We start from the raw sequence: 16,313 nt of genomic DNA, 5'->3' as shown, positions 1-16,313 counted from the left end.
GGCCTGGCTGTCAGGTCCAGCTGCCACGGCCCCCGCGCTGGGCCAGGGTTTCAACACAGTGATCAATAAAGGCCCGCACCGGGGGCAGCATGCCCCGTGGCGTGGTAAAGACCATGTGGATCTGCCCCTCCAGCGCATGCCATTGCGGCAGGATATGCACCAGACGACCGCTGCGAATTTCTGCCTCACAGATATGCTCAGGCAACAGCACCACCCCGCGCCCGGCCACTGCCGCCTCGCAGATCAACTGCAGATCACCGCTGCTGAAATGGGGCACATGGTGGTGATCGCAGGTTTCGCCAACGTCGTTCGCGAACTCCCAGCGATCACGCTCCAACATTTCGCCCACTGACAGGGTCGGAAACCGCGCCAGATCATCCAATGTCTCCGGCGCACCGCCCAGACGCTGCAGAAGTGCCGGACTCGCTGCCAGAATTCGCGCCCCCACGCCAAGCGACCTCATCGCCAGCGATTGATCCGTATCAAAGCGGGTAGCCACCCTGAACGCCACATCGATCCGCTCATTGATCAGGTCGACCCGCTGGCTAGACAGGCGCAACTGCAAACGCACCTCAGGGTATCGACTCATAAAATCGACCAGCGTCGTTCGTCCAAGGTACTCGAGCATACCGGCAGACATGGCGACCCGCACGGTGCCACGCACCTCGTCCCGTGCGGTCATGGCCAGCGCTTCTGACGCCTCCAGCCGCTGCAGGATGACCTCGCACTCCCGGTACAGCTCGCGGCCGATATCGGTGACCCTAAAGCTGCGCGTAGAGCGCTCTATCAGCCGCGCACCAAAGTCAGTCTCCAGCCGCGCCACTCGCTTGCTCAACTTCGACTTGCGCTCCCCCGTCGCACGCTCGGCTGCAGCAAATCCGCCGTAGCGCACCACGCGGGCAAAACATAAAAGGTCATTCAAATCTTGCATCACACCCGCCAATAGTTTCCAAAAAGAAACAATGAATACGCAAAAACATGGCTGCAGGCCAATAAAAACAAGGCATATAATAAAAACCAAGCCAACAAGGCCAAAAAAAGCGCCATCAATAAAGACCAAATCAGAAACAGTGATCTTACCCTGGCGCTCACCACCCAATCTGGAGATACCGCCATGAAATACCTGCTCCCCCTGCTACTCGCAATTAGCGCACTGACTGCACCTCTGGCCAACGCCGAAGATGGCAGCAAACGCTTGAGCCAAATGCTCGATCACCAACAAGGCCAGGTTCAGCAAGACGCGCAACCGGGCCAGCAACAGTAATCACCACCCCAGCGACGCGCCCTGCCCACCCCGTTACAGGGCGCTCTACCCTCCCAGTCAAAGTCCTCGCCGCCAGTAAAACACGACACTGTTTCCCTTTCGGAAATTCTGCATCAACAGAATAGGCGCTACTGCGACAGTTTGTCACCCCCATATAGTGACGACAACGGCCTGGAAACAGCAGCTACCGGGTATTTCCATGGCACTTGCCAACAGGATACCCGGAAACAGTTGCAGAATATTTCAATACAACCTTGCCAGGCCCGCCTTACCTTCAGGAGATGCAGCCATGAAAAACCTTTCAGCCTTGATCGTTGCCTCGTTTCTCGCCTCCAGCCCCGTCGTGCAGGCCGATGATAGCCGGCACCGCCTGAGCACCAATGACCGCCTCGCCAGCCAAAGCACATCAGACTACCTGCAGGGTCTGATCGAAGCCCAGGCTCAGGCCAACCGTCACGAAGACGAAGAGCAGGACGTCTGAGCTACTGCGTACTGCAGCCTAACCCGACATATCAGCCGCAGGCGCTACTGGAACTGACACGCGACTCCACTACAGTTACCAAGGATACGCCCGCAATTGCGGGCGTCCGGGTTAACCATTGGAGCATCGATACGTGAAAGGACTTGCCGCCCCGCTGGACGTAATGGTCAGCCTCGCCTGCCAAGCTGAAACATCACCCCTCCCTTCCTGACAGCCCCCCGCGGCCGCCAGGCCATCATCTCATTCGTCGAGCGCGTCACCAGCCCCTCCTCGCCTGACCATGTCGAGCTAAGCGCAAATAGGCCCACACCCGAGACTCAGCCGTCAACAAGATCAGCGACGCACTGGACCAGGTTCCTCAGCGCGGCTGCCGCGCGCCAGGCAAGACAAGCCAAAACCAGCTGTTCACATTCTTTCTGAACTAAACCAGACAAATCTCCCCAAAACAGAACGGAGCCGAGTGCGCGCAACCGAGCTCCAAGGGCATACGTGTCCGGCAATCCAGACCAGAAGAGAACATGGAGACCTGATGATGTCTGAACAAAAGCCAAAACCGACCACAACGGACGCCGGTATCCCGGTATCCAGTGACGAGCACTCACTCACCGTTGGCCCCGACGGTCCTATCCTGCTGCACGACCACTATCTGATTGAACAGATGGCGCAATTCAATCGCGAGCGCATTCCTGAGCGTCAGCCACATGCCAAGGGCGGCGGCGGCTTCGGCCATTTTGAGGTGACCCACAACGTCAGCCAGTACACCAAGGCAGCCGTTTTCCAGCCAGGCACGCACACCGACGTCCTAATGCGCTTCTCAACTGTCGCAGGCGAGCGCGGCAGCCCGGACACCTGGCGCGACCCGCGAGGCTTCGCAGTCAAGTTCTACACCAGCCAGGGCAACTATGACCTGGTGGGCAACAACACGCCGGTATTCTTCCTGCGTGACCCCATGAAGTTTCAGCACTTTATACGCTCGCAAAAGCGTCGCGCCGACACTAACCTGCGCGATCACGATATGCAGTGGGATTTCTGGTCCCTGTCACCCGAATCAGCGCACCAGGTGACCTGGCTGATGGGCGATCGCGGTATCCCGAAAACCTGGCGTCACATGAACGGTTACAGCAGCCACACCTATATGTGGATAAACGCAGAAGGTGAGCGCTTCTGGGTTAAATACCACTTCAAAACTGACCAGGGCGTTGAGTGCCTTACCCAAGAGGAAGCCGACAAGCTGGCCGGACAGGATGCGGACTATCACACCCGCGACCTTTACGAAGCCCTCAAGCAGGGCAATCACCCCAGCTGGACCCTTCACGTGCAAGTCATGCCATTTGCCGAAGCCGAGCAATATCGCTTCAACCCCTTCGACCTCACCAAGGTTTGGCCGCATGGCGATTACCCGCTGATCCCCGTCGGCAAGCTGACACTGGACCGCAACCCCACCGACTATCACACCGAGATTGAGCAGGCTGCGTTCGAACCCAACAACCTGGTACCCGGCATCGGCCTGAGCCCGGACAAAATGCTGCTGGGCCGAGTTTTTGCCTACGCTGACGCGCATCGCGCGCGCCTAGGCGTCAACTACAAGCAGATACCGGTCAACCGCCCCAAATCGCCTGTGCACAGCTACAGCAAGGACGGCGCCATGCGCATGGACAATGTGACCGATCCGGTTTACGCACCCAACTCCAAAGGCGGTCCGGCGGCGGATCCGTCGCTCAACCCGCCGGTCGACGTATGGCAAACAAGCGGTGACATGGTGCGCCAAGCCTACACCTTGCGCACCGATGACGATGACTTTGGACAAGCCGGCACGCTGGTGCGCGAGGTGATGGATGACGCTCAGCGCGAGCGACTGGTGAATAACGTTGTAGGGCACCTCAGCGCCGGGGTCAGCGAGCCGGTGCTTGAACGGGCGCTGCAATACTGGCGCAATATTGACGCAGACATCGGCGAGCGCATCGCCGCTGGCATGAAGTGCGACTGAGCCAGCCTTAAACGCAAAAACCCGGCCTGAGCCGGGTTTTTGCTAAGCAGAGCGCCGCGTTACACGCCGCTTACCTCAGCAGCTTCAACGTCCTTCATGGACAGCTTGATACGACCGCGGTTGTCCACGTCCAGTACCAGTACCTTCACTTCCTGACCTTCTTGCAGCACGTCAGTCACCTTCTCGATGCGCTCGTTGGCGATCTGGGAGATGTGAACCAGACCGTCTTTGCCCGGCAGGATGTTGACGAACGCACCAAAGTCGACAATGCGCTCGACCTTACCGGTGTAGACCTTGCCGATTTCCGCTTCAGCAGTGATGGCGTCAACGCGCGCTTTGGCCGCGTTGGCAGCATCTTTGCTGGCAGCGAAGATCTTGACCATGCCGTCGTCGGTGATGTCGATGGACGCGCCAGTCTCGTCGCAGATGCCACGGATGGTCGCGCCGCCCTTGCCGATCACGTCGCGGATCTTCTCGGGGTCGATCTTCATGCTCAGCATGGTCGGTGCGTTGGAAGAGATTTCCTTGCGCGACTCCGGCAGTACTTCGTTCATCTGCTTGAGGATATGCAGACGCGCTTCGTGCGCCTGACCCAGAGCGATTTCCATGATCTCTTCGGTGATACCGTTGATCTTGATGTCCATCTGCAGCGCAGTAACACCCTTCTCGGTACCGGCAACCTTGAAGTCCATGTCGCCCAGGTGATCTTCGTCACCCAGGATGTCGGTCAGTACGGCGAACTTCTCGCCTTCTTTAACCAGACCCATGGCGATACCGGCAACCGGTGCTTTCATCGGCACGCCAGCGTCCATCAGCGCCAGAGAGGCGCCACAAACGGACGCCATGGAGCTGGAACCGTTGGACTCGGTGATTTCAGACACCACGCGGATAGAGTACGGGAACTGCTCCATGTCGGGCATGACAGCCTGCACACCGCGACGGGCCAGACGGCCGTGACCGATTTCGCGACGGCCAGTGCCGCCCATACGACCACACTCACCCACAGAGTAGGGAGGGAAGTTGTAGTGGAACATGAAGGGCTCTTTGCGCTCGCCTTCCAGCATGTCCAGCAGCTGAGAGTCACGGGCAGTACCCAGGGTGGTGACAACCAGCGCCTGCGTTTCGCCGCGGGTGAACAGCGCAGAACCGTGAGTGCGGTCCAGCACGCCAACTTCGATGTTCAGCGGGCGGACGGTCTTGGTGTCACGGCCATCGATACGCGGGTTGCCGTTAACGATGCTCTCGCGAACGGTACGGTATTCGATCTCGCCGAACACGTCTTTGACTTCACCGGCAGCGAATTTGCCTTCTTCTTCGCCAGACAGCGCAGCAACAGCCTGGTCGCGCAGCTCGCCCAGACGAGCGTAACGCTCCTGCTTGTTGACGATGGTGTAGGCGTCAGCGATACCAGCACCAAACTCGCCCTTGATGGCGTTGATCAGTGCGGTGTTTTCAGCAGGTGCCTGCCAGTCCCAGGCCGGCTTGCCAGCTTCGGCGGCGAATTCCTTGATAGCGGCGATCGCGCCCTGGAATTCCATGTGGGCAAACAGCACGGCGCCCAGCATCTGGTCTTCGGTCAGTTCCTGTGCTTCGGACTCAACCATCAGTACCGCTTCTTCGGTACCGGCAACGACCATGTCCAGTCGGGAGGTGGCCAGCTCTTCGTAGGTCGGGTTCAGCACGTAACCGCGCTGATCGTCGAAGGCAACACGAGCTGCGCCAATCGGGCCGCCAAACGGCACGCCGGAGATGGCCAGGGCAGCGGAGGTACCGATCATGGCAGCGATGTCCGGATCGGTGGTCTTGTCGGTGGACACTACGGTGCAGACAACCTGCACTTCGTTCATGAAGCCTTCGGCGAACAGCGGGCGGATTGGACGGTCAATCAGGCGCGAGGTCAGGGTCTCTTTCTCGGAGGGACGGCCTTCACGCTTGAAGAAACCACCGGGGATACGGCCAGCGGCGTAGGTCTTCTCGATGTAGTGCACGGACAGAGGGAAGAAATCACGACCAGCTTCGGGCTGCTTGGCGGCCACGACGGTGACCAGAACGCTGACAGCGTTGTCGATGCTGACCAGAACGGCACCGGAAGCCTGGCGAGCAATGCGGCCTGTTTCCATGGTAACGGTGCTGTTGCCTAACTTGAATTGCTTAATAACCGGTTTCACGGTGTCTTCTCTCTCTTCTTTGCCTTTGGGGGAAACTCTGGGCATGGCCGGGAATCGGACCCGGCCATGTCCAAACGGGGCTGGTCTTAGCGACGCAGACCCAGACTGCTGATCAAAGCGCTGTAACGAGACAGGTCTTTCGACTTCAGGTAGTCCAGCAGCTTGCGGCGCTGGTTAACCATGCGAATCAGACCACGACGGGAGTGGTGATCCTTCTTGTTGTCCTTGAAGTGGCCTTGCAGCTTGTTGATGTTTGCAGTCAACAGAGCTACCTGGACTTCCGGAGAACCGGTATCACCTTCACCGCGCTTGTACTCGGCAACGATTGCAGCTTTTTCTTCAACACTCAGTGACATCTCGTATTTCCTCTGAGGTAACAGGCCGGGAGCAGTTCTCCCGTGTTTTAAATCGAGGCATGACCGTGCCTGTTGACAGCCACCCTCGTGGTGACCCGTTTTCGGGTCAACTCCAACGCCGAATCATACTCCCGAATGACCGGGGATTCAGCCCAATTCTGCATTGTCGCCTGCGCTGCTGGCGACCGCTCGTCAGGGCTCGAAACGCAGCAGGCGTTTCGGTGCCACGCGAGCATCATCCGTCATCTCGCCAATACCCAGAAAACGACCACTGGCATCGCGTAAACGCACCTTGCCAAAGGCCGGGCTGCCCGGCACCCGCACGGCCTGGCCGTGGTTCAGGTAGTAGGCAGTCTGCTCGGTAAGGTCCAGCACCGGCCAGTCTTCCAGACCGCTGTCCATGGGCAGCAGCAGGTGATCCAGTGCTTCGGCGCCGCCCTCGGCGTGCAACGCCTCAAGGGCTTCAAGGGTAACCGATTGGGTCAGATCAAAGGGCCCGGCTTTGATGCGGCGCAGCGCCGCAACGTGGGCGCCACAGCCTAACGCTGCGCCGACATCCTCAACCAGGCTGCGAATATAGGTGCCTTTGCTGCAATGCACTTCCAGCTGCAGGCGATCGCCTTCGAGGCCAAGCACCTTGAGATCGCTGATGGTGATGGTGCGCGCCTTGCGCTCAATGGTTTCACCGGCGCGGGCCAGCTTGTACAGCGGCTGACCTTCGTGCTTGAGCGCCGAGTACATCGGCGGCACCTGATCAATCTCGCCAGTAAAGCGCGGCAACAGCGCCTCGACATCGGCCAGCGTGACGTTGACCGGCTTCATTTCCAGCACGTCGCCTTCAGCATCGCCGGTCGCCGTGGTCATACCCAGGCGCGCTTCGGTGATGTAGGCCTTGTCGGCATCCAGCAGGTATTGGGAGAACTTGGTTGCCTCGCCCAGGCACAGCGGCAGCACGCCGGTCGCCAAGGGGTCAAGACTACCGGTGTGCCCGCCTTTGGCGGCATTGAACAACCAGCGCACCTTTTGCAGGGCCGCGTTGGAGCTCATGCCCAGGGGTTTGTCGAAAATCAGGATGCCGTCAATCGCACGGCGCTTGCTCTTCGCTCCGGCCACCCGTTACTCCTTGTCGCCGTCGCCGTGCTGGCGATCTTCCGCTACCGCACGCTCGATCAGCGAGGACAGGTGCGCACCGCGGCGAATGCTCTCGTCATACTGAAAGTGCAGGCTCGGAATCGTCCGCAACTTCATGGTGCGACCCAGCAGCATGCGCAGGTAGCCCGACGCATCCTTGAGGATCTCCAGGTTGAGCGCGATGTCTTCCGCGCTATCGCGGTTCATCAGAGTGATAAACACCTTGGCATGGGACATGTCGCGACTGACTTCAACCGCCGTCACTGTCACCATTCCCAAACGCGGGTCACGCACCTCACGCTGGATCAGCTGCGCCAGCTCGCGCTGCATCTGATCTGCCACCCGCTGGGTACGACTGTATTCTTTTGCCATAGTAACCATCTCAAGCAACAAACTCCGGGCTGCCAGGCAGACCGGAGTTTGTCGCACATAGCAGGCGGCGCCCGGGTGGGCCGCCGCTGTCACATTACAGACTGCGCTGTACCTGAACACGCTCGAAGACCTCGATACGGTCGCCGGCACGTACGTCATTGTAGTTCTTGACGCCGATACCACACTCCATACCGTTACGGACTTCGCCAACGTCGTCCTTGAAGCGGCGCAGGGATTCCAGCTCGCCTTCGTAGATAACAACGTCTTCGCGCAGTACGCGAATCGGGCGGTTGCGGTACACAGTACCTTCGATGACCATGCAACCGGCCACCGCGCCAAACTTCGGCGAACGGAACACATCACGCACTTCGGCAACACCCAGAATCTGCTCGCGAACGTCGCTGCCGAGCATACCGGACAGGGCCTTCTTCACATCATCAATGATTTCGTAGATGACGCTGTAGTAACGCAGGTCCAGACCTTCAGTCTCGATGATCTTGCGGGCCGCCGCGTCAGCACGGACGTTGAAGCCGAAGACCACAGCATTGGAGGCCAGTGCCAGGTTGGCGTCGGTTTCGGTGATACCACCCACGCCGCCGGAGACGATCTTGACCTGTACTTCGTCGTTGCCCAGCTCGGACAGCGAGCCTTGCAGCGCTTCCAGCGAGCCACGAACGTCGGCCTTGATAACGATGTTGAGAGTCTTCTTCTCGTCCTGGCCCATGTTCTCGAACATGTTTTCCAGCTTGGCAGACTGCTGACGCGCCAGCTTGATTTCGCGGAACTTGCCCTGACGGAACAGAGCCACTTCGCGGGCCTTCTTCTCGTCAGCAACCACGTTCAGCTCGTCACCGGCGTCCGGCGTGCCATCCAGACCGAGGATCTCGACCGGAATGGACGGACCCGCTTCCTTGATCGGCTGACCGTTCTCATCCAGCATGGCGCGCACACGACCGTAGTTGACCCCGGCCAGCACGACGTCACCCTGACGCAGGGTACCGTTCTGCACCAGCACGGTAGCGACGGGGCCGCGCCCCTTGTCCAGACGAGACTCAACCACCACACCGCGACCCGGAGCGGACGGCTGCGCCTTGAGCTCAAGGACTTCAGCCTGCAGCAGAACCGCTTCGAGCAGCTCTTCGATACCGGTACCGGCCTTGGCCGAGACGGGAACGAACATGGTATCGCCGCCCCACTCTTCCGGAATCACATCACGGGCTGCCAGATCGTTCTTGATACGGTCCGGATCAGCCTCTTCCTTATCGATCTTGTTGATCGCAACCACGATCGGCACACCGGCCGCCTTGGCGTGCTGGATAGCTTCTTCGGTTTGCGGCATGACGCCATCGTCGGCGGCAACCACCAGAATCACGATGTCGGTAGCCTTGGCACCGCGGGCACGCATGGCGGTAAAGGCCGCGTGACCGGGGGTGTCCAGGAAGGTCACCATGCCGCGATCGGTTTCTACGTGGTAGGCACCAATGTGCTGAGTAATACCACCAGCCTCACCGGAAGCCACCTTAGCGCGACGGATGTAGTCGAGCAGCGAGGTCTTACCGTGGTCAACGTGACCCATAACGGTAACAACCGGTGCGCGGCTCAGCTCTTCACCCTCGTGGTGCATGGACTCGACCAGCTTGTCTTCCAGGTCGCTCTCGCGAACCTGCTTGACCTTGTGGCCCATGTCTTCTGCAACGATCGCAGCAGTATCCTGATCCAGCACCTGGTTGATGGTAACCATGGTGCCGTTCTTGAACATGTACTTGATGACCTCGGCCGCCTTGACCGACATCTTCTGCGCCAGCTCGGCAACGGTGATGGTTTCACCAATCACCACTTCACGCACGACCGGACCGGACGGCTTCTCGAAGCCATGCTGATTGCGCTTCTTGGCCTTCAGCTTGCCACCGCCACCACGACGGCGGCTGTCGCTGTCATCATCAACCGACATGCGCGGCGCGTTGCGGGCCTTGTCCTTGCCACCGTGCCCACCGGCACGCTTGCGGCTGCGCTGCTCTTCCTCATCACGGGATTTGCGACGCGCTTCTTCTTTCTTCTTGTGATGCTCGGCCGGAGCCGGGTCGGCAGCCGGGGCCGGCGCCGGAGCAGCTTCAGCCACAGCAACCTCAGCCTCTTTGGCGGCAGCAACGGCGGCCGCATCGGCCTGACGCTTGGCTTCAGCCTGAGCTGCATCAGCCTCGCGCTGGGCCGCTTCTTCGGCTTTGCGCTTGGCCTCTGCTTCGGCAGCCTGCTGGCGCGCCTCCTCGGCTGCACGCAGCTGCTCCAGCTCGCGCTGACGCTCGGCTTCGAGGTCCGCCGGCTCGCGCTTGACGTAAGTACGCTTCTTGCGCACTTCTACGTTTACTGTCTTACTGCCAGCTACTTTCAAGGTGCTGACCGTTTTGCGCTTGAGGGTAATCTTGCGCGGCTCAGAGCCGGAATCACCATGGGCGTTCTTCAGATACGCCAGCAGCGCCTGCTTTTCATCATCACTGACTGCCTGCGCAGGACCGGTCTGGGACAGACCTGCTTCCTGCATCTGTTGCAGCAGGCGCTCTACCGGAGTACCTACTTCATCAGCCAATTGTTTGACCGTCACTTCCGCCATTCACTTCTCTCCTCAGTCGGGTCCGTGCGTCACCGCAGGGGGAATCTCGTCGAGTCCGACCGGTTATTCAAACCAGGGGGCGCGGGCTGCCATGATTAGAGCCGCAGCACGCTCTTCATCGATACCGTCGATGTCGAGCAGATCGTCAACAGACTGCTCGGCCAGATCTTCCATTGTCAGGATGCCGCTAGCAGCCAGCTGGAACGCCAGCGCTCGGTCCATACCCTCCATGTTCAGCAGGTCGTCAGCCGGCTGGGCATCTTCCAGTTTTTCTTCATTGGCGATGGCCTTGGTCAGCAGGCGATCTTTGGCACGCGCACGCAGCTCGTTGACGATATCCTCGTCAAAGCCATCAATCTCCATCAACTCTTCCATCGGCACGTAGGCCACCTCTTCCAGGGTGGTGAACCCTTCTTCAACCAGCATCTGTGCGACTTCTTCGTCTACATCCAGCTCGTCGACAAAGTTGCGCAGAATGTCACCGGTCTCGGCTTCCTGCTTGGCGCGGATGTCATCCTCAGTCATCACGTTCAGGGTCCAGCCGGTCAGCTGGCTGGCCAGGCGAACGTTCTGACCGCTGCGACCAATGGCTTGCGCCAGGTTGTCTTCAGCGACCGCCAGATCGATAGTTTGGGTGTCTTCGTCGAGAATGATGGAGGCGATTTCCGCCGGCGCCATCGCATTGATCACAAATTGCGCCAGATTGTCGTCCCACAGCACGATGTCCACGCGCTCACCGCACAGCTCGCCGGAAACAGCCTGAACACGCGAGCCACGCATGCCGATACAGGCACCCTGCGGATCGATACGCTTATCCTTGGAACGAACGGCGATCTTGGCGCGCGAACCCGGATCGCGGGCAGCACCCATGACTTCGATCAGCTCTTCGGCAATTTCCGGCACTTCGATGCGGAACAGCTCAATGATCATTTCTGGGCAGGCGCGCGACAGCACCAGCTGCGGGCCACGGTTCTCGGTGCGAATGTCCTTGAGCAGGGCACGGATACGGGTGCCGGAGCGGAAGGTTTCGCGCGGGATCATTTCTTCGCGAGGCAGCACTGCTTCGGCGTTGTTACCCAGATCAACAATAACGCTGTCGCGGGTAACCTTCTTCACGGTGCCGCTGATGATGTCGCCCAGGCGATCGCGATAAGCGTCTACTACCTGCGCCCGCTCAGCCTCACGCACTTTTTGTACGATGACCTGCTTGGCGATCTGGGCAGCAATACGACCAAACTCGACCGACTCGATCTTTTCTTCGGTGACGTCACCAATGGTCAGAGCGGCGTCACGCTCCTGCGCCTGATCCAGGGTCAACTGGATATCCGGATCATCAAAGTCTTCGTCGGCCACAACGGTCCAGCGACGGAAGGTGTCGTAGTCGCCAGTGTGCCGGTTGATCGACACGCGCACGTCTATTTCGTCTTCGTAACGCTTTTTAGTCGCCGTCGCCAACGCCAGCTCCAGCGCTTCGAAGATAACTCCGGGTGGAACACCCTTCTCGTTGGAAACGGATTCCACAACCAGCAACACTTCTTTGCTCATCGTATGCCTCGCCTAACGCCATCCATTGGGCTGTGCAGCCCGAAATTTGCTCAAAAACGCGGAATGATATTGCCTTTGTCGATCCAGTCGACCGGCAGCAGGTATTCATGATCATCTACCTGCAAGACGACTTCATCACCTTCCACGCCGCGAATTACACCCTGAAAATTGCGCCGCCCCTCATAGGGCGAGCGCAGTCTGATCTTGGCCTGCTCTCCTACATAGGCTGCATACTGCTCGAGACGAAACAGCGGCCGATCCATACCAGGAGACGAGACTTCCAGGGTGTAATCACCTGAAATCGGGTCTTCCACGTCCAGTACCGCACTGGCCTGCCGACTGACGGCAGCACAAGCCTCAACGCTCACCCCTTCCGGATGATCTATATAGACGCGCAACAGGGTGTGCTTACCCTGGGACAGGTATTCGATACCCCAGCAGCTGTAGCCCAAGGCCTCGACCACCGGGACCAGCAGGGCCTCCAACTCAGTCACTTTGCCGGACACATTCACCGCCTGTTTGTTGCATGAATAAAAAATGGGCCTAAAAGCCCATCGTTGAGTCTGGCCACTTCGCACAAGCGAAGCCCAGAGACCAATGCCGAAACCGACATATAGCTAACAAAAAGCCCCTGAAAAGGGGCCTTTTGAGACTGGTTGCGGGGGCAGGATTTGAACCTACGACCTTCGGGTTATGAGCCCGACGAGCTACCAGACTGCTCCACCCCGCGTCGAATCTAGGGCATGAATTATACGCACAGAAGCCTCACAAGACAACCGGCGTAAACCACCCCTGAAAAGAACAGGGCCTGTCGAACCAGGCCCTTATTTTGATTGGTGCGGAAGATGGGACTCGAACCCATACACCCTAAGGCACTACCCCCTCAAGATAGCGTGTCTACCAATTCCACCACTTCCGCAAAACTTTTTTACTACCGCAGCCAGTTCTTACTCGACTGCCGGCGGCACTTCCTCGCCCAGCGTCTCAGGGACGTCACTCGGCGCTACATCCTGCTCCAGCACCGGCACATCTTCATCCAGCACCGGCGCAGGCTCAGCCTGCTCGATCTGCAGCGCAGGGGACGGCAAACCCGCCTCAACCGCCGCATCCGCCTTGTGACTGGCGTAGTAAGCCAGACCCAGGGAGGTGAGGAAAAACACAGTCGCCAGAATCGCGGTAACACGACTCAGGAAATTGCCAGACCCCTGACTGCCGAACACAGTCCCGGACGCACCAGCACCAAAGGACGCACCGGCTTCGGCACCCTTGCCCTGCTGCATCAGAACCAGACCAACCAGGGCGATAGCCACCAGCAGGTGCAGCACTACAATCACGGTCTCAATCATTACACTCGTCCAGCGGCGCGAGCGATCGCGCCGAACTCTTCTGCATTGAGAGAGGCTCCACCAATCAGCCCCCCATCGATATCCGGCATGGCAAACAACGCTTCGGCGTTCTCACCCTTCACGCTGCCACCGTAAACTATCTGCACCTTGCGCGCCTGCTCATCATCGAGTATTGCGAGCCGTGCGCGAATCATGGCGTGCACATCCTGAGCTTGCTCAGGGGTTGCCGTCAAGCCAGTGCCGATCGCCCAAACAGGCTCATACGCCACCACACCCTCAGCCAAACCACCCACACCAAACACATCCAATACCGCCTGCAACTGCCGGCCTACCACCTCAGCTGTCTGCCCCGCATCACGCTCAGCCTGGGTTTCACCAACACAGAGCACAGGACACAAACCGCTGGCCAATGCAGCAGCAAACTTGCGGCAGACCACTTCATCCGTCTCGCCAAACAGCGAACGACGCTCAGAGTGCCCAACCAGAACGTAAGCGCAACCTGCGTCACGCAACTGGGCGGGCGAGATCTCACCCGTCAAAGCTCCAGGCTCAGCCTGAGCAGCACACACCTGACCACCGACCTGAATTGGCGTGCCCTGCAGCTGTTCGCAACAACGATCAACATACAGCGCCGGAGGAGCAATCATCAGCTCAACCCCTTCAGGCCATTCTTGCGCAGCCAAGCCTTGCAGCAGGGCGTCTACAGACTGCCGTGAACCGTGCATTTTCCAGTTACCGGCGACTAGTGGACGTCGCATGCCATACCTCTCTGCCCAGGCGGGCGCCAATCTTAACCAAGTTGCATCAGCGACACAACCGACTTTTTTACCCGCCGCACACCTGGGTTACAACAGCCGCCAACGCAGTCGCTTCCTGCTCGACCTTGGCCGCATCCTGGCCCTCGACCATGACCCGTACCAACGGCTCGGTACCAGACAGACGCAACAGCACGCGCCCCGCACCCGCCAACCTGGCCTCGGCCTCGGCAACAGCCTGCTTCACCGCCGGGCTTTCCGTCGGAGATGCCTGGCCGGGCGCGTAGCGCACGTTGATCAACTTCTGGGGGCACTTTTGCATGCAACTGCGTGCCTGCGCGAGACTTTGCTCACTGCGCTGCAGCGCCTTGAGCACCTGCAGCGCAGCAATGATGCCGTCCCCTGTCGAGGTATGGTGCAGACACACGATGTGCCCTGACGACTCACCACCCACCAGCCAGCCACGCTCACGCAGCTCAGCCATAACGTAGCGATCCCCGACCTTGGCGCGCACAAAGGGAATACCCTGCTCCTTCAGCGCCAGCTCCAGACCGAGATTACTCATCAAGGTACCCGCCACGCCGCCATTGAGTATCCCGCGGCGCTGCATATCAAGGGCAATGATGCACAGCAGCTCATCGCCATCCACCTCTTCGCCAGCGTGATCCACCATCAATACGCGATCACCGTCACCGTCAAACGCGATACCCAGATCGGCACCTTCGCGCAAGACGGCTGCACGCAGCGCCGCCATATCAGTCGAGCCGTGCCCCGCATTGATGTTCAACCCATCCGGACTGGCGCCAATCACCACGACGTCTGCCCCCAACTCGCGAAAGACACTGGGCGCCACCTTGTAAGTGGCACCGTGTGCGCAGTCGAGCACCAGCTTCATCCCTTTGAAGCTGGTGCTGGTTGGAACACTGCTTTTACAGAACTCGATATAACGGCCAGCGGCATCCTCTACCCGGGTAACTTTACCCAAGGCAGCCGAGTCGACCACGCTCATCGGGCTATCGACCAGGCGCTCGATTTCGAGCTCTAGGCTGTCCGGCAGCTTGCTGCCGGCACCCGAGAAGAACTTGATGCCGTTGTCGTAAAAGGGGTTATGAGAGGCGCTGATAACAATGCCCACATCAGCCATAAAGGTACGCGTCAGATAGGCAATCGCCGGAGTGGGCATAGGGCCAAGCAGCTGGACCTGCGCGCCGGCCGCCGACAGACCCGCCTCCAGCGCCGACTCGAACATATAGCCCGAGATCCGCGTGTCCTTGCCGATAATGACTCGACAGGCACCGTGATGCCGAAAAGCAGTCCCAACAGCCCAACCGAGCTTGAGCATGAACTCAGGCGTAATCGGCGCATCACCGACACGGCCACGAATGCCATCGGTTCCAAAATAGCGTTTTTCCATGGACTAACTCTTGTTATGAAAGTTGTGACTGCCGGGCCTGGCGCACTGCCTGCGCCATTGCGACGGCATCCCGGGTAGCAGCAACGTCGTGCACCCGAATAATGCCCGCACCCGCGTCTACCGCCAGGGCAGCCAAAGCCAGGCTGCCGTAAAGGCGCTGATCGACGGGCCGATCAAGTACCTGACCAATCATACTCTTGCGCGACACCCCGACCAGCACCGGCAACCCTTGTGGGCGCAAGTCAGACAGGCGTGCAAACAATTGAAGGTTGTGCTCCAGCGACTTGCCAAAACCAAACCCCGGGTCCAACACCAGACGCTCGCGGGCGATACCGGCGCCTTCGCATACCTCGACCCGCGCCTGCAGATACGCATTTACCTCGTCGAGGACACTAGCATAACGCGGCGCAAGCTGCATTGACTCAGGCTCACCCTGGCGATGCATAAGACAGACCGGTAACCCGGTAGCTCGCGCAGCCTCCAGCGCTCCCTCGCGCTCGAGCGCGCGCACATCATTGATCAGCCCGGCACCTGCTGCGGCAGACGCGGTCATGACCTCAGGGGAGCTGGTATCCACAGAAATAATCACGTCAAACCGTGATGCAATGGCCTCGACCATTGGCACCACGCGCTCAAGCTCCTGCCCTACCGGCACAGGCACCGCACCCGGGCGGGTGGACTCACCACCGACATCAATCAGAGCGGCTCCATCCGCGACCATCTGCTCCACATGCCGCAGCGCCGCCTCGCGCTGGTTGAAGCGCCCGCCATCGGAGAAAGAGTCCGGAGTGACATTGAGAATGCCCATGATCTGGGCGCGAGAAAGGTCAAGCTCCCGATTGCCGCAGAGCAACCGGGAGCAGCTGGAGCTTGAGCTCATTACAGA

Annotated in this window: 16 protein-coding genes and 2 tRNA genes; 3 read left to right on the top strand and 15 right to left on the bottom strand. The window is 59.5% G+C overall.

Going from position 1 to position 16,313, the window contains the following annotated elements:
- Window positions 1-10: 10 nt before the first annotated feature.
- Both BM116_RS06425 and BM116_RS18650 read right to left on the bottom strand, forming a co-directional pair.
- Window positions 11-931, bottom strand: a complete 921-nt coding sequence (locus tag BM116_RS06425) for a LysR family transcriptional regulator (RefSeq protein ID WP_083726908.1) — start codon at window positions 929-931, stop codon at window positions 11-13.
- Window positions 931-1,116, bottom strand: coding sequence for a hypothetical protein (locus BM116_RS18650; protein WP_139056968.1), 186 nt, complete (start codon window positions 1,114-1,116; stop codon window positions 931-933). The genes BM116_RS06425 and BM116_RS18650 overlap by 1 nt, the downstream gene beginning before the upstream one ends.
- On the opposite strand from BM116_RS18650, the gene BM116_RS18815 reads away from it, so the two are divergent.
- The 3 genes from BM116_RS18815 to BM116_RS06415 all read left to right on the top strand — a co-directional run bounded on the left by BM116_RS18815 (window position 1,115) and on the right by BM116_RS06415 (window position 3,732).
- Complete coding sequence (locus tag BM116_RS18815; protein ID WP_169847263.1) at window positions 1,115-1,264, top strand: hypothetical protein; 150 nt, start codon at window positions 1,115-1,117, stop codon at window positions 1,262-1,264. The genes BM116_RS18650 and BM116_RS18815 overlap by 2 nt on opposite strands.
- Before the next feature lie 289 nt (window positions 1,265-1,553).
- Window positions 1,554-1,745 (top strand): hypothetical protein, encoded by a 192-nt coding sequence (locus BM116_RS06420; RefSeq protein ID WP_083726844.1) that lies wholly within the window; start codon window positions 1,554-1,556, stop codon window positions 1,743-1,745.
- A 532-nt stretch (window positions 1,746-2,277) separates the two neighbouring features.
- Window positions 2,278-3,732, top strand: a complete 1,455-nt coding sequence (locus tag BM116_RS06415) for a catalase (RefSeq protein ID WP_083726910.1) — start codon at window positions 2,278-2,280, stop codon at window positions 3,730-3,732.
- 59 nt (window positions 3,733-3,791) lie between these two features.
- On the opposite strand, the gene pnp is transcribed toward BM116_RS06415, so the two are convergent.
- The 13 genes from pnp to folP form a co-directional block, all read right to left on the bottom strand.
- Entirely contained in the window at window positions 3,792-5,900 is a 2,109-nt protein-coding gene (gene pnp, locus BM116_RS06410; protein ID WP_083726846.1) for a polyribonucleotide nucleotidyltransferase, read from the bottom strand.
- 86 nt (window positions 5,901-5,986) lie between these two features.
- A complete protein-coding gene (gene rpsO / locus BM116_RS06405) occupies window positions 5,987-6,256 on the bottom strand; it encodes a 30S ribosomal protein S15 (protein ID WP_083726848.1) in 270 nt (89 codons plus the stop codon).
- Between the two features lie 192 nt (window positions 6,257-6,448).
- Complete coding sequence (gene truB / locus BM116_RS06400; protein ID WP_083726850.1) at window positions 6,449-7,369, bottom strand: tRNA pseudouridine(55) synthase TruB; 921 nt, start codon at window positions 7,367-7,369, stop codon at window positions 6,449-6,451.
- Between the two features lie 3 nt (window positions 7,370-7,372).
- Window positions 7,373-7,759 (bottom strand): 30S ribosome-binding factor RbfA, encoded by a 387-nt coding sequence (gene rbfA, locus BM116_RS06395; RefSeq protein WP_083726852.1) that lies wholly within the window; start codon window positions 7,757-7,759, stop codon window positions 7,373-7,375.
- A 94-nt stretch (window positions 7,760-7,853) separates the two neighbouring features.
- A complete protein-coding gene (gene infB / locus BM116_RS06390) occupies window positions 7,854-10,367 on the bottom strand; it encodes a translation initiation factor IF-2 (RefSeq protein ID WP_083726854.1) in 2,514 nt (837 codons plus the stop codon).
- 63 nt (window positions 10,368-10,430) lie between these two features.
- Window positions 10,431-11,912: a transcription termination factor NusA gene (nusA, locus tag BM116_RS06385; protein ID WP_083726856.1), complete on the bottom strand. Its 1,482-nt coding sequence runs from the start codon at window positions 11,910-11,912 to the stop codon at window positions 10,431-10,433.
- Between the two features lie 50 nt (window positions 11,913-11,962).
- Window positions 11,963-12,418 (bottom strand): ribosome maturation factor RimP, encoded by a 456-nt coding sequence (gene rimP / locus BM116_RS06380; protein WP_083726858.1) that lies wholly within the window; start codon window positions 12,416-12,418, stop codon window positions 11,963-11,965.
- Window positions 12,419-12,565: 147 nt separating this feature from the next.
- Window positions 12,566-12,642, bottom strand: a tRNA-Met gene (locus BM116_RS06375).
- A gap of 104 nt (window positions 12,643-12,746) precedes the next feature.
- Window positions 12,747-12,831: transfer RNA gene (locus BM116_RS06370), tRNA-Leu, on the bottom strand.
- Window positions 12,832-12,859: 28 nt separating this feature from the next.
- Window positions 12,860-13,258, bottom strand: a complete 399-nt coding sequence (gene secG, locus BM116_RS06365) for a preprotein translocase subunit SecG (RefSeq protein ID WP_083726860.1) — start codon at window positions 13,256-13,258, stop codon at window positions 12,860-12,862.
- Window positions 13,258-14,016 (bottom strand): triose-phosphate isomerase, encoded by a 759-nt coding sequence (gene tpiA, locus BM116_RS06360; protein ID WP_083726862.1) that lies wholly within the window; start codon window positions 14,014-14,016, stop codon window positions 13,258-13,260. Before tpiA ends, secG begins: the two co-directional genes overlap by 1 nt.
- A 67-nt stretch (window positions 14,017-14,083) precedes the next feature.
- A complete protein-coding gene (gene glmM, locus BM116_RS06355; protein ID WP_083726864.1) occupies window positions 14,084-15,427 on the bottom strand; it encodes a phosphoglucosamine mutase in 1,344 nt (447 codons plus the stop codon).
- Between the two features lie 13 nt (window positions 15,428-15,440).
- Window positions 15,441-16,307 carry a dihydropteroate synthase gene (gene folP / locus BM116_RS06350; RefSeq protein ID WP_083726866.1) on the bottom strand — a complete coding sequence of 289 codons (867 nt, stop codon included), beginning with the start codon at window positions 16,305-16,307 and terminating at the stop codon, window positions 15,441-15,443.
- Window positions 16,308-16,313 lie beyond the last annotated feature (6 nt).

Source organism: Halopseudomonas pachastrellae (genome assembly GCF_900114765.1).
Classification (GTDB): domain Bacteria; phylum Pseudomonadota; class Gammaproteobacteria; order Pseudomonadales; family Pseudomonadaceae; genus Halopseudomonas; species Halopseudomonas pachastrellae.
Note: the sequence above shows the minus strand (reverse complement) of the source record. Positions and strands in the feature narration are given on the sequence as shown.

Bases quoted from the DNA above. Each gene is read 5' to 3' on its own strand.
- BM116_RS06425 (WP_083726908.1), bottom strand. From the start codon at position 931: ATGCAAGATTTGAATGACCTTTTATGTTTTGCCCGCGTGGTGCGCTAC.
- BM116_RS18815 (WP_169847263.1), top strand. From the start codon at position 1,115: ATGAAATACCTGCTCCCCCTGCTACTCGCAATTAGCGCACTGACTGCA.
- BM116_RS18650 (WP_139056968.1), bottom strand. From the start codon at position 1,116: ATGGCGGTATCTCCAGATTGGGTGGTGAGCGCCAGGGTAAGATCACTG.
- BM116_RS06420 (WP_083726844.1), top strand. From the start codon at position 1,554: ATGAAAAACCTTTCAGCCTTGATCGTTGCCTCGTTTCTCGCCTCCAGC.
- BM116_RS06415 (WP_083726910.1), top strand. From the start codon at position 2,278: ATGTCTGAACAAAAGCCAAAACCGACCACAACGGACGCCGGTATCCCG.
- rpsO (WP_083726848.1), bottom strand. From the start codon at position 6,256: ATGTCACTGAGTGTTGAAGAAAAAGCTGCAATCGTTGCCGAGTACAAG.
- rbfA (WP_083726852.1), bottom strand. From the start codon at position 7,759: ATGGCAAAAGAATACAGTCGTACCCAGCGGGTGGCAGATCAGATGCAG.
- infB (WP_083726854.1), bottom strand. From the start codon at position 10,367: ATGGCGGAAGTGACGGTCAAACAATTGGCTGATGAAGTAGGTACTCCG.
- nusA (WP_083726856.1), bottom strand. From the start codon at position 11,912: ATGAGCAAAGAAGTGTTGCTGGTTGTGGAATCCGTTTCCAACGAGAAG.
- secG (WP_083726860.1), bottom strand. From the start codon at position 13,258: ATGATTGAGACCGTGATTGTAGTGCTGCACCTGCTGGTGGCTATCGCC.
- tpiA (WP_083726862.1), bottom strand. From the start codon at position 14,016: ATGCGACGTCCACTAGTCGCCGGTAACTGGAAAATGCACGGTTCACGG.
- glmM (WP_083726864.1), bottom strand. From the start codon at position 15,427: ATGGAAAAACGCTATTTTGGAACCGATGGCATTCGTGGCCGTGTCGGT.
- folP (WP_083726866.1), bottom strand. From the start codon at position 16,307: ATGAGCTCAAGCTCCAGCTGCTCCCGGTTGCTCTGCGGCAATCGGGAG.